The organism is Rothia sp. P5764 (assembly GCF_048512965.1).
In the GTDB taxonomy this organism is placed as follows: Bacteria; Actinomycetota; Actinomycetes; order Actinomycetales; family Micrococcaceae; genus Rothia.
Genome location: NZ_JBLXXQ010000002.1, coordinates 20,615 through 44,510 on the forward strand (window position 1 = coordinate 20,615; position 23,896 = coordinate 44,510).

14 protein-coding genes are annotated in these 23,896 nt (G+C 57.3%); 9 read left to right on the forward strand and 5 right to left on the reverse strand.

From position 1 onward, the window contains the following. Positions 1-37: 37 nt before the first annotated feature. The gene (locus tag ACN08Y_RS03795) at positions 38-1,510 is read left to right on the forward strand and encodes a class I SAM-dependent RNA methyltransferase (RefSeq protein ID WP_419111883.1); all 1,473 of its coding nucleotides are present in this window, start codon (positions 38-40) and stop codon (positions 1,508-1,510) included. A 162-nt stretch (positions 1,511-1,672) separates the two neighbouring features. On the opposite strand, the gene ACN08Y_RS03800 is transcribed toward ACN08Y_RS03795, so the two are convergent. Then, on the reverse strand, positions 1,673-1,867 hold the full coding sequence (locus ACN08Y_RS03800; protein WP_419100502.1) for a DUF7455 domain-containing protein: 195 nt from the start codon (positions 1,865-1,867) through the stop codon (positions 1,673-1,675). A 178-nt stretch (positions 1,868-2,045) separates the two neighbouring features. Between ACN08Y_RS03800 and ACN08Y_RS03805 the strand changes: the two genes are divergently transcribed. From ACN08Y_RS03805 to cydC, 5 genes are all read left to right on the forward strand, one after another. Next, on the forward strand, positions 2,046-4,139 hold the full coding sequence (locus ACN08Y_RS03805; RefSeq protein WP_419111884.1) for a DNA gyrase/topoisomerase IV subunit B: 2,094 nt from the start codon (positions 2,046-2,048) through the stop codon (positions 4,137-4,139). 36 nt (positions 4,140-4,175) lie between these two features. Continuing rightward, on the forward strand, positions 4,176-5,192 hold the full coding sequence (locus ACN08Y_RS03810) for a malate dehydrogenase (protein ID WP_419104304.1): 1,017 nt from the start codon (positions 4,176-4,178) through the stop codon (positions 5,190-5,192). A gap of 297 nt (positions 5,193-5,489) precedes the next feature. Further along, positions 5,490-7,061 carry a cytochrome ubiquinol oxidase subunit I gene (locus tag ACN08Y_RS03815; protein ID WP_419111885.1) on the forward strand — a complete coding sequence of 524 codons (1,572 nt, stop codon included), beginning with the start codon at positions 5,490-5,492 and terminating at the stop codon, positions 7,059-7,061. 18 nt (positions 7,062-7,079) lie between these two features. After that, positions 7,080-8,165, forward strand: a complete 1,086-nt coding sequence (cydB, locus tag ACN08Y_RS03820; RefSeq protein ID WP_419111886.1) for a cytochrome d ubiquinol oxidase subunit II — start codon at positions 7,080-7,082, stop codon at positions 8,163-8,165. Positions 8,166-8,394: 229 nt separating this feature from the next. Further along, positions 8,395-12,090 carry a thiol reductant ABC exporter subunit CydC gene (gene cydC, locus ACN08Y_RS03825; RefSeq protein WP_419111887.1) on the forward strand — a complete coding sequence of 1,232 codons (3,696 nt, stop codon included), beginning with the start codon at positions 8,395-8,397 and terminating at the stop codon, positions 12,088-12,090. Between the two features lie 171 nt (positions 12,091-12,261). On the opposite strand, the gene ACN08Y_RS03830 is transcribed toward cydC, so the two are convergent. Together ACN08Y_RS03830 and ACN08Y_RS03835 are read right to left on the reverse strand one after the other, a co-directional pair. Beyond that, complete coding sequence (locus ACN08Y_RS03830) at positions 12,262-14,868, reverse strand: DNA gyrase/topoisomerase IV subunit A (RefSeq protein WP_419111888.1); 2,607 nt, start codon at positions 14,866-14,868, stop codon at positions 12,262-12,264. 71 nt (positions 14,869-14,939) lie between these two features. Continuing rightward, the gene (locus ACN08Y_RS03835; protein ID WP_419104309.1) at positions 14,940-15,707 is read right to left on the reverse strand and encodes a hypothetical protein; all 768 of its coding nucleotides are present in this window, start codon (positions 15,705-15,707) and stop codon (positions 14,940-14,942) included. 319 nt (positions 15,708-16,026) lie between these two features. Between ACN08Y_RS03835 and acnA the strand changes: the two genes are divergently transcribed. Both acnA and ACN08Y_RS03845 read left to right on the forward strand, forming a co-directional pair. After that, positions 16,027-18,711, forward strand: a complete 2,685-nt coding sequence (gene acnA, locus ACN08Y_RS03840) for an aconitate hydratase AcnA (protein ID WP_419100494.1) — start codon at positions 16,027-16,029, stop codon at positions 18,709-18,711. A 115-nt stretch (positions 18,712-18,826) separates the two neighbouring features. Further along, on the forward strand, positions 18,827-19,357 hold the full coding sequence (locus ACN08Y_RS03845) for a hypothetical protein (RefSeq protein ID WP_419111889.1): 531 nt from the start codon (positions 18,827-18,829) through the stop codon (positions 19,355-19,357). Between the two features lie 103 nt (positions 19,358-19,460). Here the strand turns inward: ACN08Y_RS03845 and ACN08Y_RS03850 are convergent, their stop codons facing one another. Next, entirely contained in the window at positions 19,461-20,990 is a 1,530-nt protein-coding gene (locus tag ACN08Y_RS03850) for an alanine/glycine:cation symporter family protein (RefSeq protein ID WP_419111890.1), read from the reverse strand. A 329-nt stretch (positions 20,991-21,319) separates the two neighbouring features. Here ACN08Y_RS03850 and dxs point away from each other — a divergent pair, with 329 nt between their 5' ends. Beyond that, positions 21,320-23,296, forward strand: coding sequence for a 1-deoxy-D-xylulose-5-phosphate synthase (gene dxs, locus ACN08Y_RS03855; RefSeq protein WP_419111891.1), 1,977 nt, complete (start codon positions 21,320-21,322; stop codon positions 23,294-23,296). 91 nt (positions 23,297-23,387) lie between these two features. On the opposite strand, the gene ACN08Y_RS03860 is transcribed toward dxs, so the two are convergent. Further along, complete coding sequence (locus tag ACN08Y_RS03860; RefSeq protein WP_419104312.1) at positions 23,388-23,888, reverse strand: Rieske (2Fe-2S) protein; 501 nt, start codon at positions 23,886-23,888, stop codon at positions 23,388-23,390. Between the last annotated feature and the right edge of the window lie 8 nt (positions 23,889-23,896).

Consider the following 23,896-nt stretch of genomic DNA (forward strand, 5'->3'; position numbering starts at 1 on the left):
CCACCTGCCATGAGCCCTATTCCTGATACGAGAACATATGAACACGCAAAATCCCACCACAGACACCGCCAGCTTCGACATAGGTAGCCTCGTGCAGGTAACACCCGAGCGGCCGGCACACGGCGGTGCCATGGTGGCTAGAGTTGGTGAGCGTGTTGTCTTTGTGCGCCACGCGGTTATAGGCGAGACCGCGCTGGCGCGGGTTACCGGGCGCGGTCCCAAGGGGCGGTACTTCTTCGCTGATGTTATCGCTGTTGACCAGCCCTCACCCCACCGCCGCCCCCACCCCTGGGAACCAGCCGATGCGCTCGCCCAGGAGAACCCTCTGGGAGGAATGGAATACGGGCACCTGCTACCCGCTACCCAGCGAGACTACAAGCGCCAGGTACTGGCTGAACAGCTGGTACGATTGGGCGGTCTTTCGGCTGAGCATCCACTCATCACCCAGCTTCAGGTGCAGGAGTTACCCCTTGAGGGTGAGGGCCCAGCAGACCTCGGTTGGCGGACCCGCGTTCACTACACCGTTGAACGGGAGAGCGGGAAAATCGCCATGTTTAGGCACTCGTCCTCCGAACCTGTCCCCCTTGAGAGTTTCCCCCTGGCCGATATGCGTCTGCAAGAGCTTGAGCTTCACAAGCTCACCCTGGAGGGCCTTGCTCGGCTCGATGCAGCAGTTTCCGCCAGCAACATGGTGACCCTGGTTTTCTGGGTATCTGCTCAGACAAGACCTACCGACGTCGCCCCTGCAATCGAAGACCAGTGTCGTAAGCTGTGGGGCTCGCTGGAAGACCGCCAAATTACTCTCATCTTCCGCCCCGAAAAGCAGGGTGGACGCAAACGCGGCACCAAGCCCCAGGAGGTAGTTCTGGGTGCTGGGAACACCGAGCTGCTTGAAACGGCAACTGTCTATGCCCAAGATTTCTACTGGCTGGTTGATGCCACCGGCTTCTGGCAGATTCACCGTTCTGCCCCCGAGGTACTGGGGAATGCGGTACTTGAAGCTACCAAGCTGAAAAAGGGCATGACAGTCTACGACCTCTACGCAGGTGCTGGCCTCTTCACCGCCCTGGCGGCTGATGCGGTAGGGGATAAGGGCACGGTTCTTTCAGTAGAAGGGTCAGCTACCACTCACCGTAACGCCCGCACCAACTTTGCTGCCCAAGGTCCCTCCCGAACCCACCGATCAGAACGTACCAGTGTGCGACTTGAACGCGGTGACGTCTCAGCCGTCTTGGGCAAGCTCGGCCCTCAGGCGCTGGCCGGACGTTTTCCCACACCCGATCTTGTCATCTGCGACCCCTCCCGCGAGGGCGCAGGTAAAAAGGTCATGGAGCAGGTGAACGAGCTCAACCCCGCCACCATTGTTTATGTGGCCTGTGATCCTGCTGCTTTGGGGCGAGACACCGGCTACCTAGGCCAGGCTGGGTGGCAGCTGGCCTCTGTGCAAGGGTTCGATATGTACCCCAACACCCACCATGTGGAAGCTCTTGCTGTCTTTACTCGCAAGTAAACTTATGGCGGGTATGTATCTCACCTTTTGAAGATAAGAAGATACATACCCGCCATAGGTACTTGGCTGGGGTGCGATACTGGTTCTCAAGGGATTGATCCACTTTCAGGCCAGCAAAATAAGCAGCTTCATGGGCACTTATCTGATTCTGCTTGTGGAGCCTTACCTGAGGCGCTCGGTCTGGTCGTCCCACTCTCTAGCTACCTCGCGCAGAGCATCTTCTTTCTGACGGGCATGATGGCCGCAGAAGAGAAGGTCGTTGCCCGATGCCAGTACTACTCGCAGATAAGCCTGGGCACCGCAAGCATCGCAACGGTCGGCAGTGGTGAGTTCACGGGCTTCAAGAGTAGTAGCCATCGATAGCTCCTTTTCAATATAAGTTGGTTTACTTCCCATACAACCACTTTCGGTGCCTTAAAGCTTGTCCTTTCGCCCACAGCACTTAAACGACACCCGCCCCGAAGCCAGCCCGCCCCTACCTGGGCGTGTACTAAACTAAATAGGCACGCCCCACCCGTAATCCCAGGAGAGTTCCGTGGCCGCTAACACCTATACCGCGCGCAACCTATCTGTGCTCGAAGGCCTTGAAGCTGTTCGTAAGCGCCCCGGCATGTATATTGGCTCTACCGATTCCCGTGGCCTGATGCACTGTCTCTGGGAGATTATCGATAACTCTGTAGACGAGGCACTAGCCGGGTATGGCCAGTCAATTCAGGTTGTTCTCTACAAGGACGGTTCCGTTGAAGTGCAGGACGATGGGCGTGGTGTACCCACCGATATAGAACCCCGCACGGGCCTATCTGGCCTTGAGGTGGTCTATACCAAGCTCCACGCTGGCGGTAAGTTCGGTGGTGGTTCCTATACTGCATCGGGGGGCTTGCACGGTGTTGGTGCATCGGTGGTCAACGCGCTGTCCTCCCGTCTAGATGTGCAGGTGGACCGTGGCGGTAAAACCTACCAAATGAGCTTTAGACACGGGGTACCCGGTATCTTCGAGGACGGACGGACCCCCAAACCGCAGGCTCCTTTCAAGCCCTCTGATCAGGCTCTTGAGATTATCGGTAAGGCCAAACGCGGTGTGACCGGTACCCGTGTGCGTTACTGGGCTGACCCCATGATTTTTACTCCGGACGCCCGTTTTAGCTACAGCGAACTGGCCGCCCGGGCCCGCCAGACTGCTTTCCTGATTCCAGGCCTGCGTATTGCCGTGCGCGATGAACGCCGCCTGCCCGGTACCCCCGGTGAGCACGAAACCCACGAAGAAGTATTTCAACATGACGGTGGTATCGCGGAGTTTGTGGACTACCTGGCCCAGGACCAGGCGGTTACCGATATCTGGCGCTTTAGCGGTAGCGAGACTTTTACCGAAACGGTCCCCGTCCTCGATGCAGAGGGGCACTCTCAGCTCACTGAGGTTGAACGGGAATGCGAGGTCGATCTTGCTCTGCGCTGGGGCACCGGCTACGAGACCAAACTCAGGACCTTCGTCAATATTATTGCTACCCCCAAGGGCGGTACACACCAGACCGGCTTCGAACAGGGGCTACTGAAAACTTTCCGCAAGCACATTGCCGATAATGCCCGCAAGTTTAAGGCTGGTAACGACAAGATCGAGAAGGACGACGTTCTTGCAGGCCTGACCGCCGTGCTGACTGTGCGCCTGGCGGAGCCCCAGTTTGAGGGCCAGACCAAGGAGATTCTGGGCACCCCCGCTGTGCGCCAGATTGTTTCTAAGGTTGTTGCCAAGGAACTGGCTAGCAAACTCAACTCAACCGCTCGCGGCGAAAAAACTCAGGCCGCCGCCGTCAGCGAGAAAGTCGTTGCCGAAATGAAATCGCGTATCTCCGCGCGAGTTCATAAGGAAACCCAGCGCCGCAAAAATGCCCTGGAAACTTCATCTATGCCCACCAAGCTGGTGGACTGCCGCTCCACCGACGTTGAAAAGTCCGAGCTCTTTATCGTTGAGGGCGACTCGGCTTTGGGGACGGCCCGCCTGGCCCGTTCCTCCAACTACCAGGCCCTGCTCCCTATTCGAGGCAAGATCCTGAATGTCCAGAAGGCTTCCCTGACAGATATGCTGGCCAACACCGAGTGCGCGGCCATCATTCAGGTAATTGGTGCAGGGTCGGGGCGTACCTTTGACCTGGAGCAGAAACGCTATAACAAAATCATTATGATGACCGATGCGGACGTGGACGGTGCCCACATCCGAACCTTGCTCTTGACACTCTTCTACCGCTATATGCGGCCTCTGGTGGAACAAGGGCATGTCTATGCGGCTGTGCCGCCCCTGCACCGGGTAGAGGTGATTAAGCGCGGGACCGCCAACGAGATGATTTACACATACAGCGAGAAGGAACTGCACGAGCTCCTTGCCCGGCTAGAATCTGAGGGTAAGAGCTATAAGGAACCTATCCAGCGCTATAAGGGGCTGGGCGAGATGGACGCTGACCAGCTAGCAGAAACCACCATGGACCCCCGCCAGCGTATGCTACGGCGCGTGCGGGTGGAAGATGCTGAAGCCGCCGAACGGGCTTTTACCCTGCTGATGGGTTCAGAGGTTGCGCCCCGTAAGGACTTTATTATCAGCGGCGCCCATAAGCTGGACCATACAGCAATCGACGCCTAAGCCTCTTGATGCCCGGCGCAGGGTAAAGTGTTATGCATGACACATACAATGAAGCACCCCGTTACTGTCACCGTTACCGGCGCAGCCGGTCAGATCGGCTACGCCAGCCTCTTCCGTATTGCGGCGGGGGAGATGCTGGGCGCTGACACCCCCGTCCGCCTGCGGCTACTTGAAATACCTGCCGGTCTCAAAGCGGCAGAAGGTACCGCGATGGAACTTGCCGATTGCGCCTTCCCCCTGGTGGAATCAATTGACGTCACCGATGACCCCAATACCGGTTTTGAGGGCGCAAACCTTGCTTTACTGATTGGTTCCCGCCCCCGCACCAAGGGAATGGAACGGGCTGACCTGCTGGAGGCTAACGGCGGTATCTTCTCCGTGCAGGGCCGGGCAATAAACGATCGTGCGGCCGATGACATTAAGGTCGCAGTCGTGGGCAACCCTGCTAATACCAATGCGCTCATTGCCGCCAGCCACGCTCCCGATGTGCCTCTGGAGCGATTTACCGCTCTGACCCGTCTGGATCACCACCGCGCCGTCGCTCAGCTGGCTTTGGCTACTGGCAGCCCTGTAGATCAGATTGAGGGAGTTGCTATCTGGGGTAACCACTCAGCTAGCCAGTACCCGGACCTCTTCCACGCGACTGTTGCCGGACGGTCTGCTGTGGACCTGCTGACCCAGCAGGGACTGGGCCAGGACTGGGTAGAGAACACCTTTATCCCCAAGGTCGCCAACCGTGGGGCTGAGGTTATCTCGGTACGAGGGGGCTCTTCTGTAGCTTCTGCGGCCCATGCTGCCCTCATGCATGTACATGACTGGGTGCTGGGAACGGGGGAGAGCTGGACCTCTATGGCTGTGCCCTCGGACGGCTCCTATGGGGTAGCCGAAGGGATTATTAGCTCATTCCCGGTACGTTGCACCGGTGGGGTGTATGAGATTATTCACGGTCTAGAACACTCAGATTTCTCTCAAAAGCGCATAGCGGCTTCTGTCGCTGAGCTGGTTGAGGAGAAACAGGCCGTGGCCTCCTTGGGGCTGCTGGGTCCTCGATAGAAGAAAGCTCAGGCCTGTGACTATGCTCCATACCCTCAAACCCTTGAAGAGGGATAAGTAGAAGGTTAGGCTCCCGCTGGTGGATTTCATACCAGCGGGAGCCTTAGCGTTTAAATGACCTTTTCATGCCCGTCAAATCACTGTTATTTCGGGTCAAATACACCCTAAGTTAGCGCTCATCAAGGTCAGTTATTCTAAAGCAAGTTACTCAAAGAGGGCCTACCTGCCCAGACTGCTGGGTTGTCTTTCAAACAGGGATAGTTCAGCCCTCCACCCACACCACCTTTAGGATTGTTCATGGACCCCCTCGAAATAGCGCGGTGGCAATTCGGTATCACCACCGTCTACCACTTCATGATGGTGCCGCTGACCCTGGGCCTGGGCGCGGTTGTCGCCGGCTTCTACATCGCCTACGTACGCACCCAGAAACACGAATACAAGCGAATGACCAAGTTCTGGGGCAAGCTCTACCTGATTAACTTCATTATGGGCGTGGCCACCGGCTTGGTCCAAGAATTCCAATTCGGCATGGCCTGGAGCGAATACTCACGCTTCGTAGGCGACGTATTCGGTGCGCCTCTGGCCATGGAAGGTCTGCTGGCCTTCTTCGTCGAATCCACCTTCTTGGGCCTCTTCATTTTTGGCTGGGACAAACTCAAGCCCAAAGTACACGCCACCTGCCTCTTCCTGGCAGTAGCCGCCTCCTGGCTCTCGGCCTATTTCATCATTGTGGCTAACTCCTGGATGCAGCACCCCGTGGGCGTCGAACTGGTTGACGGCCGCCCCGTCATGACCGACGTATGGGCAGTGCTCACCAACAACACTGCCCTGGTTGCCTACCCCCACGCTATCTTCGGCTCTCTCCAGGTAGCTGGTGGTTTTCTGGTCGGTATTGCCTGGTACAAGCTCTGGAAGCGCCGCCAGGACGGCATCGACACCATGGGCGAAAACGGTAGGGTTCTTGTGGGCGAGAGCGTCGAGGGCGCACGCGACAAAGCTGACTTTTCCGTCTGGTTCAAGTCACTACGCATCGGTGCAATCGTTGGTTTCGCGGCCTTTATCGGTACAGCTTTTACCGGCCACCACCAGGCCCAGCTCATGATTGAGCAACAGCCCATGAAGATGGCCGCCGCAGAAGCTGCCTGCCACGACGGGACAGGCTTCTCCCTGCTCTCCCTCTCCTCGCCCGGCGCCCAGGATTGCGATAAGGTACAAGCCGTTATCGAAATTCCCGGCCTGCTCTCCTTCCTGGCCTACAACAACTTCACTACCGATGTCGCCGGTATCAATACCCTGCTCCCTCAGTACCAGCAAACCTACGGCACTCACCTGCCCGATAACCCAGAACTTTACGGTGACCGTGCAGGCAACGAAATCAACTACCTACCCCTCATGGAAGTTACCTACTACGGCTTCCGCGGCATGATTACCTTCGGTGGTATCAGCGCCCTTTCCTTCCTCTACGTCCTATGGGTCACCCGCAAGAAAGGGGAAGGTACCGTGCCCGGAGCCCGCTGGATATCAAACCTGGCTATTGCCGGTATCCTCGCCCCTTTTGGTGCTAATGCTACTGGCTGGATCTTCACCGAAATGGGCCGTCAGCCTTTCGTCGTTGCCCCCAACCCCGAAGGTAACCCCGCCATCATGATGTTCACCGCCGCCGCCGTCTCACCGGGAGTATCCGGCTTTGAAGTGCTCTTCTCCCTGATCTCACTGGGCCTGGTCTATGGTGTGCTGATGGTGGTTGAAATCTACCTGCTAGCTAAGTACGTCAAGGCTGGCCTTGTAGCAGCCATGCCAGAGCTGGTAGAAGATCCTCACGAAACTGACCTCAGCCAGGACCGAGACGTCCTCGCTTTTGCCTATTAGGAAAGGGGCTTGCACACCATGTTTGAGCTTTTTGCTAACCAGCCTCTTCTACCCACCATCTGGTTCGCCGTCATTGGTTTCTTCTGGGTGGGCTACATCATTCTGGACGGTTTTGACCTGGGTGTAGGTATGCTCATGAGCCCTTTCTTTGCCAAAGACGAAAAAGAGCGCCGCCTGCTCCTGAACACTATCGGACCGGTCTGGGACGGCAATGAGGTATGGATCGTGACCGCAGGTGCCGCCACCTTCGCGGCCTTCCCCTTCTGGTATGCTGCTCTCTTCTCGGCTCTCTATATTCCCCTGACCCTTGCTCTTTTAGCACTCATCTTCCGCGCTGTGGCTATTGAGTACCGGGGCAAGAAGAAGAGTGAGCGCTGGATTGCCGGTTGGAATACCGCTATTACTCTGGGATCTTTCGTGATCGCCTTCTTAGTGGGGGCACTGCTGGCCACAACCTCAATGGGCTTACCCCTTGACGCTAACGGCGACCGTGTAGGCGGCGCCTTTGCCTGGGTCACCCCAGCCGTATTTCTGGGCGGATTCTCTATGGTCGGGCTGTCACTACTGATGGGCCTGGCATTTGTAGCCCTCAAAACCGATGGGGCTGTTCGCTACCGTGCTGGCTCAGCGCTGGTCAAGCTGACGCCCGTCCTAGCTCTCCCGGCTATCCTCTGGGTCCTGTACATGCAGGTAACCACAGGCAATATGGTGTCCTACCTGCTCACAGGCTTAGCCCTTATTGCGCTAGGGGCTGGCTGGCTGGGCGCTATTGGTGCTTATGAGGGGCGGGCATTTGCCGGGTACGCCAGCTTTATCGGTTTCGCTATTCTGGCGGTTTTCCTAGCTCTTTACCCCAAGGTCCTACCCTCAACCCTGGATTCAGCTTTTGACCTGACCATTACCAAGGCATCGAGCTCCGAGTACACTCTGAGAATCATGTCTGTGGTAGCGGCCTGTGGTATTCCTATCCTGCTGGTCTACCAGGGATGGACCTACTGGGTATTCCGCAAGCGTCTGCTGGTTGAGAGCATTCCTGCTGCGCACGATGTTACTGAACTCGCCCAGCAGCCTACCCGCACTAGTGCCCACACAAGGGGCCTCTAAAAAGAACTCGAACATCCACTCATATCTACACCCTTGCTACCACCTGTTGGGTGTTGACCAAGAGGGGGGCTGGGAGACTACCCCCAGCACACCCCCCCCTTGTGGGCGGAATCAGTCTTGATGTGTGCCTATACCCACTAGCTGTAGTCTAAAAAGCTTGCCGTGTAGCGGCATAAGAACGCACTAGAATGATGAACAAATGTTCGCGGCACCAAGGACACCACAGCCTATGAAGACTCCCGTTTCAAGCAAACGGCCCCCGCTGGGGCCCCACGCCAGGCGAAATCTCACTGTCTTCGCGGTCTTAACTGCGGTGAAGACTCTCGCACTGGTTATTTTTGCGGCGGTTTTGGGTACAGCACTGACCTTGCTGGCTCGCATGACCTACTCGGTATTTCACGAGGGTGCAACCTACTCAAGTGCGCACCAGGAACAGCTTGCCATTTTTGCAGGTAATGGACAGGCCCAACTCACGGGTATTCTCTGGGCCAGCCCTTTCATGGAACCCGGCTTGCTCTCCCTTTCACTCACGGGTCTGCTGGCTCTCTTGATTCGAGCTGGTGCCGACTGGTCACTGACCTTTTATGCTCAGAAAGCTGCCACCGGCGCTAAAACGGTCATCCGCCGTAAGATGATTCGACGTGTCCTGGCAACCGGCGGTATGGACACCCCCGATGGTACCGGCGCAACAGCAGTGCTCCTGTCACGCGGACTAAACTCCTTGGACGACTACTACACCAAGACTCTGACAGCTTTTGTTTCTAGCGCGGTCATACCGGCTCTGCTGCTGATCTTCATTGCTATCTACGACTGGGTTTCAGCCCTGGTCATTGTGTGCACTTTGCCCCTTATTCCGCTTTTCATGGTGCTTATTGGTCGCACTACTCAGGAGGACACCGCCCGCGCTCAGCGCGATTTGCTGCGCCTCTCCGACCACATTGTTGAGCTGGTCAAGGGCTTGCCCGTGCTCGTTGGCCTGGGCCGATCACGGGCACAGTCAAAGGCGCTGGGTGAACTGGGGGAGCGCTACCGGCGAGCAACCATGTACACCCTACGCAGTGCCTTCCTTTCCTCCCTTGCGCTGGAACTTATTACAACTATTTCCGTAGCTCTTGTTGCTGTACTCATTGGTCTGCGCCTGATTGAGGGCAACCTGGGCCTGGACGTCGCTCTCTTCGCTCTACTCTTAGCCCCCGAGTGCTACCAGCCCCTGCGTGATGTCGGCACCGCCTACCACCAATCGGAAGAAGGAATTGCTTCCCTCCGCCGAGCACAGGCCATTATCGACCAGCCGATAGCACCCGCCACGGTTGCCCCTGCTGGCGATGTGATTTCGGTTCGTCAGCTATCGGTTTCCTACCCGGGGCGCGCCAAAACCTTGACGAGTGTTAACTTCAGCCTGGTCCACGGAACAACGACTGCGATTACCGGCCCCTCAGGGTGTGGTAAAACCACGCTACTGTCCGTCTTGGGCGGTGCCCTGGGCAATGGGCTGGTCCCAACAGGCGCAACCGGCCCCGTTAAGGTGCAGGGCTTGGTTTCTGGCCTGGGTAACACCGTATGGATTAGCCAATCACCTACTTTCATTGCTTCTACAGCCTTGGCAGAAGTAGCCCTCTACGCAACTGTGACCCGTGGCGAGGGTGCCCTCGATGGCATCAACTACGCAGCTGGGCTACTTGATGAGTCAATCAAATTTACCGATGAGGACCGTGAATACTTTGGGCAGTACCTCGAGGCTGTCGGGCTGGGTAACCTGGCCGAACTTCCGCCCGAGTCCCTCTCTTCGGGCCAGATGCGCCGCCTGGCAATTGCGCGTGCGCTTGCGCGGGTAGCTATGCTCCAGACACAAGAGCAAGGTGTCACAGTCCTGATCGATGAGCCAACAGCTCACCTTGATCCAGTATCAGCGGCCAAAGTGAACGTCGCCCTTGCAGCGCTTCAGGAAACCGGAGCAACCCTGATTATTGTCACTCACGACACGGAACTTGCTGCCGCAACGAATCATGTCCTCGAAGCCACCCCCAAGCCGCACGGGGTGGATTGGGAACTCCGAGCGCAGAATGCTCATAGCCTCGGCAAATTTGCTCTGGCATCACTTGCGAGCGCTCTTGAGAACGGCCAGCTGGCTGACTCAGAGCCCTCTACTGTGCCGGTTGCGTCTGCCTCACCTCAGCTAAAGCGCCGCAAGCCCGGTATCTTCAAAACCCTGCGAACATTGGGCTCAATTACCGGCCTGAGCCTACCAAGGGCGGTAGTACCTGTACTTCTTTCGGTTCTTACCCTTGTTTTTGCGGTAAGCCTGACCGCCCTGTCGGGCTGGCTGATTGTTCGTGCCGCTGAACAGCCAGCTATGATGTATCTTCTTCTTGCCGTGACGGGTGTCCGTTTCTTTGGTTTGGGCCGAGCTTCGAGCCGTTACGCTGAGCGCCTGCGCACCCATAACCTGGTCCTCGATGCAGCCAATAGGCTCCGGGTCAGTGCCTGGGATGCCGCCGGGCGAACCGTCCTTTCAGTGCGTTCCCTGCTCCGCGGTGACAAGATTCTGGACCGTTTGGTGGGAGATATCGATGAGCTGCGTGATGCCATGCCTCGCGTTATCCTGCCCGTGGCATCACACCTTATCGTGATGGTACTTGTCGTGGGAGTAACCGCTTGGGCTACCCCGCAGGCAGTCGTTCCCGTTGTCCTCGCTACACTTAGTGCAACCTTGGTCATCCCTGCTTTCGTTCTCAGGGCCGATGCCCGCGCAGACTTTGTCGCGCGCCGGGAAACCTCAGCTATGCTCCGCTTGGGTGTTTCAGCACTTGATGCTGCCAGCGACCTGCACAATAACGGGCTAGACCAGACCGTTGCCCTGGCAATCTCTCGCCAAGATGGTGCCGGCACAGCTTCCAAGCTGAGAAGTTCACGAGCTGTTGGCTTGGGCCAGGGCCTGATGGTTGTCACCTGGTGGGGCGCTGCCCTCGCTGTGCTGGCTTCGGTATGGTCTGCTGTGGAAAGCGGTGAGGTCACCGCTCCTCTTGCCGCTCTTGTCGTTTTGATGATGACCGGGCTGTTCGAGACTACCTCTGGTCACCTTGAAGCGGTACGTTCATGGCCTGCCTTCGCGGCTCTTGTGGAACGTACTCGAGCTAACTTTGAAGTAGTTCACCACAAGGACGAGGTTGAAGCCGCTAGGTCCGGTGAAATCCGTGACATCCTGGGTGATCCAGGGGTAGGTGCAAAGAACAGGTCTGCACACAGCTCCATTACTTTGGAACTTGACTCGCTTTCTGCCCGTTGGCCCGATATGAATCAGCCGGTATTCAAGCAGCTGAGTGCTTCTGTATCCTCGGGGCAGTGGCTGGGTATTACGGGGCCGTCTGGCTCAGGTAAAACTACCGCCCTTGCTACACTCCTGGGCTTCCTGCCGGCGGAACAGGGGCAGATTCGTGTCAACGGCAAGATCTTTGATGCGCAGTCACTGCGTGGCTATGCGGCCTGGTGCCCGCAGTCAGCTTATATCTTTGAATCGACCATTGCTAATAACCTGGCGATTGCGCGGGCAGCCGATGAACGCCCCACCGAAGAAGAAATGTACGAGGTGCTGGACCGTGTTGGGTTAGGCGACTTTGTGCGTTTGCTACCTGCTGGTTTGAACACCCCGGTGGGTGCCGGTGGCTCCTACATGTCGGGTGGACAGCGTCAGCGTATCGCTATTGCCCGTACCCTGCTGGTGGACTCTCCTCTGCTCTTGATGGATGAGCCCACCGCTCACCTGGATGCCCCCGCTGCCGTGGCCCTGATCAATGAGGTAGCCAGGGGGACAAAACGCAACCCCGGACAAGCTCTCGAAGGCAAAACCAAGCTCCCCGCTGTGGTGCTGGTCTCGCACAGGGCAGAGGACATAGAGGCCTGTGACACCCTGGTGAGCTTGCGCTAGAGTCACTGAAGTTTAAGGAGCACAATCATTGGGCCTGCCAGCTGAAGTGGGTCTAGGAGGCTACTGCCCGCTTCTCTCCCACGGATTCTAGCAACTGCTCCTGAGCCACTCAATACCTTTGGGCCTATCTGGTATGAGATAGGCCCGGCCAGATGCTAAGTTTTGCTTCTTCTAGAAGAGCGGGTCGATAAGGGGGGTAGCCGTGGGCCTACCGGGGTCCTCAGCTACCTCCACTGGGTCTTGCTCAACCGATTGGCTGACGGCAGGCTGTGCCGGAAGCTTCTGTTCCGTGACAGCCTGGTAGTTAGGGCCAATCGCATCAATCCCCTGGGTCAGTAGGACACCGGAGCCATCTCGGGGCCCAAACTCTGTGGGCAGGGTGCGCGCAACACCGGCGGTAGAGACCGCCTTGGCAGGGCCAAGACCTACCCAGGCGAGGGCAAGAGCATCTTCACCCTTGAGGAATCGGTGGGCCCGTACACCCGCTGTAGCACGGCCCTTCTGCGGGAACTCGGTGAGCTCCGTAACCTTGGCCGTAGCGCCCTCGTCCCTGCCATTGGTAATAGTGACAACGTGCGCGGTATCCGTGGGGGCGGTAACACCTAAGGCAATGAGCTTATCGTCATCTGCAACCTTCATACCGGCCATACCACCACCGGTACGGCCCTGGGGGCGGACCTTGCCCGCATCAAAGGTCAGAAGCTTGGCCTGTTCGGTAACAAAAGTCAGCACAGCATCGTTGTAGTCGCATACAGCGGCTGCCACAACCGTATCCTTGGGCTTGAGCTTGATAATTTCAAACTCCGTGGCGTTAAGGGGGTAATCGGGGTTGACCCGTTTGATGACACCGCGTTCGGTGGCAAGAGCTACAACAGCGTTGAGGGGAACCATGCCGATGAGCTTTTCACCCCGTGCCAGAGAAATAGCCTCGGCGGCCTTAACACCGCTGGCAAGCTGGGGAGCGCCAGAACTTTCTTCCAGAACCGGGATATCAATGACCGGTACACGCACCAGGCGACCGCGAGAGGTCACCGCACCGATTTCACCCCGGGCGCTGGTGGGGACCACCGATAGGAAAGCATCGTGTTTGAGGCGCTTGCCGGGGTCAACAAGCGCTTGGCGCTGGCCTTTGACACCTCGAGTACGGCCCAGCTGGCCGGAGGTAGAGAGAATAACCCAGCAGGGGTCATCGGCAATTTCCAGGGACAGCGCGGCCTCTTTCTTGGCCTTAGAAGCGCTGGCGGCAAGAGCCGCAACAGCATCGGCCAGCTCGTCCTTGCTCACAATCTTGGTGCGGCGGTCGGTACCGTACTCATCGGCTACAGCTTGGAGTTCGTCGGAGACCAGAGCGCGGAGCTTGGTATCGGAGGCCAAGATTTCCTGGAGCTGGGCAATCTCAGCCAGTAGCTCTTCACGCTCTTTTTCAAGCTCAAGACGGGAGTACTTGGTGAGCTGGCGCAGGCGCAGCTCCAGGATGTGGTTGGCCTGAATCTCTGTCAGGTCGAAAATATCCATCAACCGGGTACGAGCCTGAGCGGTTTCGTCCGAAGTGCGAATAATCTGAATGACTTCGTCGATATCCAAAATGGCAACCAGCAGACCCTCCACCAGGTGCAGGCGGTCCTGGCGTTTGCCCAGGCGGTGGCCGGTGCGGCGGCGGACCACATCGATGCGGTGATTTACATAGACGTGAAGTAGGTCCATGAGCCCCAGAGTCTGCGGCTGGCCGTCAACCAGGGCAACGTTGTTGATGCCAAAAGAGTCTTCAAGCGGGGTGTGCTTGTAGAGTGCGGCTAGAACAGCCTGGGGGTTAAAGCCGTTCTTGATTTCAACGACCATGCGCAGGCCGTTTTTGCGGTCAGTCAGGTCAACAACGTCAGAGATGCCCTGAATCTTTTTAGAGTTAACCCCGTCCTTGATTTTTTCGATGACCTTTTCGGGGCCAACCAGGTAGGGGAGCTCGGTAATGACGATGCCCTGTTTGCGGGCGGTGACCCGTTCAATGGATACCTTGGCGCGGGTCTTGAAGATACCCCGCCCTTTTTCATAGGCATCCTTGATACCGCTGGTTCCCACGATCGTGCCACCGCTGGGCAGATCGGGCCCGGGAACAAACTTCATGATGTCTTTGAGGCTGGCATCGGGGTGTTCGAGCAGGTGCCGAGCTGCGGCAATGACTTCGCGGAGGTTGTGCGGGGCCATGTTGGTGGCCATACCCACGGCAATACCGGAGGACCCATTAACTAGCAGGTTGGGGTAGGCCGCCGGTAGGACGGAGGGCTGCATGAACTGGTTGTCGTAGTTGGGTACAAAATCTACGACGTCTTCATCGAGGTTGGCGGTCATGGCCAGTGCGGCGGGGGCCATGCGTACTTCGGTGTAGCGGGAGGCCGCCGGGCCATCGTCCAGGGAGCCGAAGTTGCCGTGGCCATCGACTACGGGTAGGCGCATAGCGAAGGGTTGGGCCAGGCGCACCATGGCATCGTAGATTGCGCTGTCGCCGTGGGGGTGGAGTTTACCCATGACTTCGCCAATGACGCGGGCTGACTTGACGTGGCCCTTGTCGGGGCGCAGACCCATCTGTTGCATCATGTAGAGGATCCGGCGCTGGACGGGCTTGAGGCCGTCGCGGGCATCCGGAAGCGCGCGGGAGTAGATGACTGAGTAGGAGTACTCCAGGAAGCTGGTTTCCATTTCGCTGGTGACATCTATGTCGACAATGTTTTCGGTGATGTCGGTGGGGTAGTCATCATGCACTGTTGCGGTGCGGCGTGCCATTCAAACCTCTTGGTATCAGTGACTGGGCAGGGTGCCCTCTATCTTACCGCCTAGGTTGTGGTCAGGGGCTTTTATAGGGCTGTTTCTTCTTCCCACTGCTGTGGCCGGTGGCTCCGTATGGGCTTGAATGTAAAGTACAGTGCGGATAGGAAAAGGACCATCAGGGCCAGAGGCATAAAGATTCTGGTGGGGGCGTAGTCACCTCCGCCAATACCGAAGGTGTCGGCTATGCCCATTGCCATGTACCAGCCCCAGCCAAACAACAGGTTGGTCAGGCTCAGCGTGGCAGCGGCAGAGCACAGACCAACAGCACGAGCTGGCGAATACGCAATATTCTTACGCAGACGCATGTGCAGGGGGACCAAAACGGCCAGGGGTATGGCCGATACAAGGCCCTGGAACACCACAACCCGCTGGGAGAACTCACCTGCTTCTTTCAGCTGGCGGTATATCTCATCCAGTTCTAGGCCGGGCCGAGCCACCAGCGGGTTCCACATAAAGACGTGGGCTGTATAGAAAACAGCTAGGGCCAGGGTAAGAGTAATAAAGAGCAAGGGAAGTTTTGCGCCGGGTACCGGGTTAACCTTGTGCCGACGCTCTAGAACCTCTACAGGGTCCTGTGGTCTGATTGCCTCTGTCACAGCAAATGTGATGAACGATATGGCTTCAGCCAAGATGCAGAGCGCTAAAAAAATCAGCAGAGCATCCGCAGCTTCTGTGGGTATAGGTAAGCCGCCGAAGGCAGCTCCGCCAGTCAGAGCTAGCGCGCTTCCGCAGATAATCGTTGCCCAGCGGGCAATTGTATTAATGCGGGTTGAAGGGGTGTGGAGATCTGGCATAGGTCTGATTTTACTGGGGGAGAGACCCCCACGGGTAGTTTCTTTCTCACCCAGATGCAAGGTTTAGGGGTGACCTGTCTGCTGGGCAGTCAGCATGGGGTGTAAATGGCCCATATAATCTGCAACTGGCTTGCCCCTCACGAAACATTTACTAACGCTTTGTCTTCAAAATATGTGAACAACGTGATACGGGGTACACTAAGATGCAGTGGCTTTACGCCTTCCGGCTCACACTGAGCATCACACACCCACTGCACGGACGCGGTGGTACCGGAAGCGGGGAGCCGATCATAAGACAGTGTCGAGAGGAGTCCCACATATGAGCACTGTGGACAGCTTCGGTTCAAAGGGCGTTTTGAACGTCAACGGAACCGACTATGAAATTTTCCGTCTAAAGGCAGTAGAAGGCTCGCAAAAACTGCCCTACTCTCTTAAGGTTCTCCTAGAAAACCTTTTGCGCACCGAAGACGGCGCCAACATCACCGAGGGCCACATCAAGGCTCTTGCAAACTGGGATCCCAGCGCCGAACCGGACACCGAAATCCAGTTCACCCCCGCCCGCGTTATCATGCAGGACTTCACCGGCGTACCCTGTGTCGTTGACCTAGCTACCATGCGTGAGGCTGTCAAGGAACTGGGCGGAGATCCCTCCAAAATCAACCCCCTGGCACCTGCTGAACTGGTCATCGACCACTCCGTTCAGATCGATAACTTCGGTACCGCTGATGCCATTACCCGCAACATGGATATCGAGTACCAGCGCAACGGCGAACGCTACAAGTTCCTGCGCTGGGGCCAGACCGCTTTTGATGACTTTAAGGTCGTTCCCCCGGGCATGGGTATCGTGCACCAGGTCAACATCGAGTACCTGGCACGCACCATTATGGCCCGCGAAGTAGGTGGCGTCCTGCGTGCCTACCCCGACACCGTTGTCGGTACTGACTCCCACACCACCATGGTCAACGGCCTGGGCGTTCTGGGTTGGGGCGTTGGCGGTATTGAAGCTGAGGCAGCCATGCTGGGCCAGCCCGTATCCATGCTGATTCCGCGCGTCGTTGGCTTCAAGCTCACCGGCTCTATTCCCGCCGGTGCTACCGCAACCGACGTTGTTCTGACCATCACCGAGATGCTGCGTCAGCACGGTGTTGTCGGTAAGTTCGTTGAGTTCTACGGTGACGGTGTTGGCCAGGTACCTCTGGCTAACCGCGCCACCATCGGTAACATGAGCCCCGAGTTTGGTTCAACTGCGGCCATGTTCCCCATCGACGAGCAGACTCTGGAATACCTGCGCCTGACCGGCCGCAGCCAAGAGCAGGTTGCACTGGTTGAGGCATACACCAAGGAACAGGGTCTCTGGCACGATCCCTCAGCAGAGGTCGAGTACTCCGAGTACCTGGAACTGGACCTGTCCACCGTGGTGCCCTCCATCGCCGGGCCCAAGCGCCCCCAGGACCGTATCCAGCTCACCGATGCCAAGGAACAGTTCGCAAACGATATTAAGAACTACGCGGCTTCTGGCGAAGACGCTAAGTCCGTTGCCGTTTCAATGGCCGACGGCCGCGAGTTCGAGCTCAAGAACGGTGCAGTGTCGATTGCGTCGATTACCTCCTGCACCAACACCTCGAACCCTTCGGTCATGATGGCCGCCGGTGTACTGGCTCGTAACGCAGCAGCCAAGGGCCTGACAGCTAAGCCCTGGGTCAAGACCTCTATCGCACCGGGCTCCAAGGTTGTCACTGACTACTACGAGAAGGCTGGCCTCCTGCCTGACCTGGAGAAGCTGGGCTTCTTCGTTGTAGGCTACGGTTGCGCTACCTGTATCGGTAACTCCGGTCCGCTGGAACCAGAAATCTCCGAGGCCATTCAGGAAAATGACCTGTCCGTCACCGCGGTACTCTCCGGTAACCGCAACTTTGAGGGTCGTATCTCACCTGACGTCAAGATGAACTACCTGGCTTCACCGCCACTGGTTATCGCCTACGCCCTGGCCGGTAGCATGGACTTCGACTTCGAGAACGATGCCCTGGGTACCGACGCAGATGGCAACCCCGTCTACCTCAAGGACATCTGGCCTGACCCCGCCGAAGTACAGCAGATTATCGACGCCTCTGTCGATACCGACATGTACACCAAGGAATACGGCACCATCTTTGACGGTGACGAGCGCTGGCAGGCCCTGGACACTCCCACCGGCTCCACTTTCGAGTGGGACCAAAAGTCAACCTACGTGCGCAAGCCCCCATACTTTGAGGGCATGACCATGGAGATCACCCCCGTAGAGGACATCAAGGGCGCTCGCGTTCTTTTGAAGCTGGGCGACTCTGTGACCACCGACCATATCTCACCTGCAGGTTCCTTCAAAGCAGATACCCCTGCTGGCCGTTACCTGATTGAGAACGGGGTAGAGCGTAAGGACTTCAACTCCTACGGCTCACGCCGTGGTAACCATGAGGTCATGATTCGCGGTACCTTTGCCAACATCCGCATCAAGAATCAGCTACTGGACGGTGTTGAGGGCGGTTTCACCCGCGACTTCACCGCTGGCGGCGAGCAGACCACCGTTTACGATGCTGCACAGAACTACCAGGCTGCGGGTATCCCGCTGGTTGTACTGGGCGGTAAGGAATACGGCACCGGTTCATCACGCGACTGGGCAGCTAAGGGCACCACCTTGCTGGGCGTCAAGGCTGTTATTGCTGAGTCCTTCGAGCGTATCCACCGTTCTAACCTGATCGGTATGGGTGTTGTTCCCCTGCAGTTCCCTGCGGGTGAATCCCACGCCTCACTGGGCCTGACCGGTACCGAAACTTTCGATATCACCGGCCTGACCGAGCTGAACGAGGGGACTACCCCCAAGACCCTTAAGGTCACCGCTACTGCCGAAGATGGCACCGTCACCGAGTTCGACGCTGTAGTACGCATTGATACCCCAGGTGAAGCCGACTACTACCGCAACGGCGGTATTCTGCAGTATGTTCTGCGTAACCTGGTGCGCGGATCCTAACCAGCGCGCAACCTAGGCTGGCTCTAGCCAGTTAGTCTGGAGGGCCTGCTCTACCTATCGTGGGGCAGGCCCTCCTCTATATCCAAACTGCGGGTAGCTACTGTAGCCTATCGGTATGACCCAGAATAATTCACAGTACAAAGTGAGCGCAGGTCCCGCATCACGAGAAGGGCCGGCTGTCGTTCTGTGGCTGGGGCTTGTCTTGATAGTAGCGGGGCTTGTGGATGCCTTCCTGCTGGTACCGCTCACCGGTGGGGTAGCTAGCGGATTGTCGGCCTATCTGATATTCGTAGCCCTGGGCTGGGTCTTCTTTGCGCTGTGTCTTGTGGCCCTTGCCTGGTATCTTGTCAGCGGTACTCGGCTTCTCAACAGGCCTCAAGCCGGTGGAGCACTGGGCGCAGGGCGCTATCTGGCTAAAGTGGGGATTGCTTCTTGGATGTCGGCCTGGATAAGCCTGACCTATATTTTGCCCGGGATGCTAGCCAGGGAACCCTCGCGTGATGCTACGGGTGACCACGATGCCCTGCAACATTTTCTCCTAGGGGATTTTCTGGTTTCGCTTGGTATGCCCGCACTGCTTCTAGGTCTTATTGCCTTCTTGAGCGCCGCTGTGTGTTTTGCTTTGGCAAGGATAAAAGCCTCCTAGGCGCTATATGCCCCGCCTACTGGTTCTCTTTAAAAATTAAAGAGGCTGTTTTCCTCCCGCCTGGGGAGGAAAACAGCCTCTACGGTTGTAGCCGGCTTGGAGCCTACTTCTTCTGAACCGGGATTGCACCGGTTTTCACATCGTAGTAGTTCTCCCAGAAGTCGGCGTTTCTAATGTCAAGAGCCCGCGGATCAAACAGGGGATCCTGGCCCTGCTTGCGTTGCTGTTCGTAGTCACGCAGGGCCTGCAGCGCAGGCTTCTGAATGACCAGAATACCGACGACGTTCAGCCAAGCCATGAGCCCTACACCGATATCGCCTAGGGCCCAGGCCTCACCAGCACTATTGACGCAACCTACTACTGTGGCAACCAGAATGAGGAGCTGTAACAAGCGTAGGAGACCATTAGAAACTGTTTCATTTTTGAGGTTCCTGGTCAGGTAACGCAGGTTGGTTTCAGCCATGTAGTAGTAAGCAATGATGGTGGTGAAGGCAAAGAACCCCAGCGATACAGCGATAAAGATGGTGCCGGCTCCAGGTAAGAGAGTATCAAAGGCGGATTGCGCAAAGGCTGGCCCCACAGTTGCCTCTGGATCTAGCGTCCCCGATCCTTCTGCAAGCACGGGGGTATCTGCTGATCCCCCCTGGTAGACCCGGTACATGCCGGTTGAAAGAATCAGGAAAGCAGTAGCAGAGCAGACGAAGAGGGTGTCAATGTAGACGGCCATAGCCTGAACAAAGCCCTGGGATGCGGGGTGCTTGACCTCGGCGGCAGCTGCAGCGTGGGGGCCGGTGCCCTGGCCTGCTTCGTTGGAGTAGATGCCTCGTTTGACGCCCCATTCAACAGCAGTACCCACAATGGCACCGAAGGTTGCATGCAGGCCGAATGCTGAGCTAAAGATGAGGTTAACGACGTCCCCCAGCATGCCAATATTAATGAAGCAAACAATGACTGCGAGAATGATATAAATAACGGCCATGATAGGAACGACCACTGAGGCAAAGGCCGCGATACGCTTGACGCCACCCACCACGATAAAGGCAAGAAGAATGGTGATACCGGTTGCAGTCATCCAGGGGTGAACCTGGGGGAAAGCGCCCTGCATGGAGGTAGCGATACCGTTAGCCTGAACTCCGGGCAGGAAGAAGCCGCAGGCTAGCACGGTAGCGCAAGCAAAGAGAGAGGCGTAGACCTTGAAAAGCCCCGCGTACTTGCTGTGCCGGTAGGCCTTTTCGAAGTAGTAGGCGGGGCCGCCGCGGTATTCACCGGTGACCTTATCGCGTTCTTTGTAGATCTGCCCTAGGGTGGACTCGATAAAGGAGGTTGCAGAGCCCAGGAAGGCAACCGCCCACATCCAGAAGACGGCACCCGGGCCACCAAAGGCGATAGCAGTTGCCACGCCTGCGATGTTACCTGTACCCACACGCCCTGCCAGCGACAGGGCTAGTGCTTGGAAGGAGGAAACGCCATCTTGCGAAGACTCGCCCTTGAAGGTAGCTCGAAGCATAGAGGGAATCTGGCGAATCTGGAGGAGCCGGGTTCTGATGGTGAAGTAGACGCCTACGGCCAGGCACAGATATACCAGCACTGGAGACCAAATGATCTCGTTCAGCCAGGTGATGAATGCGGTCATGATGTGTACAAATCCGTTCGTGCGGGGTCAGCTGCTAGCTAACTGCGTAATGATTCACCCCAAATATAGCAAGTAATGTGTGCTGTCACACATTTGGGTCTTGAGTAATGATACTAATACGCCCCCTGGTCTCTTAGGGTGTAATGACGCGGCCTGTAACTTAGCTGAAATGAAAACGGCACTTTTGCTCTCACAATGCGAATCGCTAAACGACCACCAAGCGGGTAAAGTTACTTAACTGCAAGACACCAGAGACTGTAACCACTGGCTCGCTCCGTGGCTCCTTACCAGGAGACTCAGCCGGCCGGTCAGGTTGTGAGGGAGACATCGTGGGATTACTAGAAACTATCCGGGAGCCGGGGCACCTGAACTCCTTGAGCTCGCAGCAGCTGACGGAGCTGGCTCAGGAAATCCGCGATTATCTGGTTGCCAATGTCTCTCAGACCGGCGGGCATCTTGGCCCCAACCTCGGTGTTGTTGAGCTGACTCTTGGGATTCACCGGGTCTTCGATTCACCGCAGGACTCCATCATTTTTGATACCGGGCACCAGTCTTATGTCCACAAGCTGGTTACCGGTCGGCAAGATTTTTCGACCCTGCGCCAGAAAGGCGGTATCGCTGGCTACCCTGAGCGGGCTGAGTCTGAGCACGATATCGTTGAGTCCTCACACGCTTCGTCGTCTCTGTCATGGGCTGACGGTGTTTCCCGCGCCTACCAACTCACCGGCCAAAAGGACCGTTACACTGTTGCCCTCATCGGCGATGGTGCCCTAACCGGTGGCATGGCCTGGGAAGCTATCAACAATATAGCGGCTGATAGGTCCCGCAAGGTCGTCATTGTTGTTAACGACAACGGTCGTTCCTACGCGCCGACCGTGGGTGGGTTCGCTAACCACCTGGCTGCCCTGAAACATGAACTTCAGAATAAGGTCGATAAGGTTCGCCTGGACTCGCGCTACGAGCGCACCCTCGATATTGCCCGCACCAAACTTCAGAAGAGCGGCCCCCTGGGACAGATGGTCTACCGTGGGTTGCACGGCATGAAAGCGGGCATTAAGGACGTCATGGTGCCCGGTGGCATTTTTGAAGACCTGGGGATGAAATACGTGGGACCGATTGACGGCCATGATCTGCAGGAAATCGAGCAAGCCCTAGAATCAGCTAAAAACTATGGTGGCCCCGTTATCGTTCACGCTATGACCGAGAAAGGCCACGGTTACGCCCCGGCAGTAAGCGATAAAGACGATATGTTCCACGCTGTGGGGGTGATTGACCCTGATACCGGTGAAGCCCTAGCTAAGTCCTCTGGTAAATCCTGGACCAGTATCTTTGCTCAGGAAATCAAAGATATTGCCGATGAGCGCGAGGACATTGTCGGAATCACCGGCGCTATGCTCATTCCTGTTGGGCTCAAACCTATGGCTATGGCCCACCCGGGCCGCGTGATTGACGTAGGAATCGCTGAACAGCACGCTCTTGCCATGAGCGCGGGTCTGGCCTACGGCGGCCAGCACCCTGTCATTGCCCTCTACGCCACCTTCCTCAACCGTGGTTTTGATCAGCTCCTCATGGACGTTGCCTTGCATAAGGCTGGTGTAACCCTCGTCTTGGACCGTTCCGGCGTGACCGGCCCCGATGGCCCCAGCCACCACGGCATGTGGGATTTGGCTCTTCTGCAGTTTATTCCGGGCCTGCATCTTGCAGCTCCCCGTGACGCAGTGACCCTGCGTGAGGAACTGCGAGAAGCCGTGGCTATCTCTGATGCTCCTACGGTTGTGCGCTACCCCAAGGGCTCAGTAGGCCCCGATATTCCCGCCCTTGAACGGACCGCAGACGGGGCCGATATTCTCAGGCGGCTAGGGGAGCCTCACGCTGAAAGCGGTCAGCGCGACGTGCTTTTGATTGGCGTGGGTGCTTTTGCCCGCCTAGCGCTTGATGTAGCCGAACTGCTGGGTAGCCAGGGGGTGAGCCTAACGGTGGTAGATCCCCGCTGGGTCATGCCTGTACCTGCCAGCCTTATTGAGCTGGCAGGGGAGCACCGCATCGTGGTTTCCCTTGAAGACGGCGTCCGAGCCGGTGGCGTAGGTTCCCGGATTCGCCAGGAAATGCGCGCAGCTGGTATCGACACAGCACTGAACGAGCTGGGTCTGCCCGCCGAGTTCATCAAGCACGCTGAGCGCGGTGAAATTCTTGAGGAAGTGGGGCTGACACCTCAAAAAATTAGCTCCGATATTCTCGCTCAGCTTTCGGGCGATATGGTGCCTTTCGCGCGAACAGAGGGCGAACGGCCTAAACACACCTCCTAACCCTCCAAATCCCAGCGCAGGGACACTCAAAGCGGCTCTTCTTCAGCAGAAGAAAGAGCCGCTTTAGTTTTTCTATTGACTACCGGTAGCCTTAGCCGACCCAGATACGTCCGTCTTTAACCTCGACCGGGAATTCCGCGATCGGAGTCTCAGCAGGACCACCAAGGACAGATCCATCCTCCAGCGAAAAAACTGAGGAGTGGCAGGGGCAGGAAATACTTTTATCTTTCAAGGCCTTGAGCTGGCACCCCTGGTGGGTGCAGACCGATGAGAAGGCATGGAAAGCGCCCTCGGTGGGCTGGCTAATCATGACGACGCTCCCCTTTGCTGTAGCCTGAATTACCCCGCCGACCGGTACGTCGCTGGTGGCGGCCATGTCGGTTGGTTCGGCAGGGCGACCGTCGCTTTCGGTGAGTGTTTGGCCATCCTTGGAGCCGCAGGCAGAGAGCAGAACCGCGCCTGCCCCCAGGCCACCAGCACCAATAATCGCTGTGCGGCGGGAAAACCCTGAAGGGTTACTCGCGGCTAGCTCCTGGGGAGCATCAACAATGGGTTTTTCTTCTTTATTCTGACAGCCGCATGTGGTGCACATGGGTACAA

Excerpts from the sequence above, each read along its gene's own strand:
- ACN08Y_RS03815 (WP_419111885.1), top strand. The coding sequence starts at position 5,490 with ATGGACCCCCTCGAAATAGCGCGGTGGCAATTCGGTATCACCACCGTC.
- ACN08Y_RS03845 (WP_419111889.1), top strand. The coding sequence starts at position 18,827 with ATGACCCAGAATAATTCACAGTACAAAGTGAGCGCAGGTCCCGCATCA.
- ACN08Y_RS03810 (WP_419104304.1), top strand. The coding sequence starts at position 4,176 with ATGACACATACAATGAAGCACCCCGTTACTGTCACCGTTACCGGCGCA.
- ACN08Y_RS03830 (WP_419111888.1), bottom strand. The coding sequence starts at position 14,868 with ATGGCACGCCGCACCGCAACAGTGCATGATGACTACCCCACCGACATC.
- ACN08Y_RS03795 (WP_419111883.1), top strand. The coding sequence starts at position 38 with ATGAACACGCAAAATCCCACCACAGACACCGCCAGCTTCGACATAGGT.
- ACN08Y_RS03860 (WP_419104312.1), bottom strand. The coding sequence starts at position 23,888 with ATGTGCACCACATGCGGCTGTCAGAATAAAGAAGAAAAACCCATTGTT.
- ACN08Y_RS03800 (WP_419100502.1), bottom strand. The coding sequence starts at position 1,867 with ATGGCTACTACTCTTGAAGCCCGTGAACTCACCACTGCCGACCGTTGC.
- cydB (WP_419111886.1), top strand. The coding sequence starts at position 7,080 with ATGTTTGAGCTTTTTGCTAACCAGCCTCTTCTACCCACCATCTGGTTC.
- cydC (WP_419111887.1), top strand. The coding sequence starts at position 8,395 with ATGAAGACTCCCGTTTCAAGCAAACGGCCCCCGCTGGGGCCCCACGCC.
- ACN08Y_RS03850 (WP_419111890.1), bottom strand. The coding sequence starts at position 20,990 with ATGACCGCATTCATCACCTGGCTGAACGAGATCATTTGGTCTCCAGTG.
- ACN08Y_RS03835 (WP_419104309.1), bottom strand. The coding sequence starts at position 15,707 with ATGCCAGATCTCCACACCCCTTCAACCCGCATTAATACAATTGCCCGC.
- acnA (WP_419100494.1), top strand. The coding sequence starts at position 16,027 with ATGAGCACTGTGGACAGCTTCGGTTCAAAGGGCGTTTTGAACGTCAAC.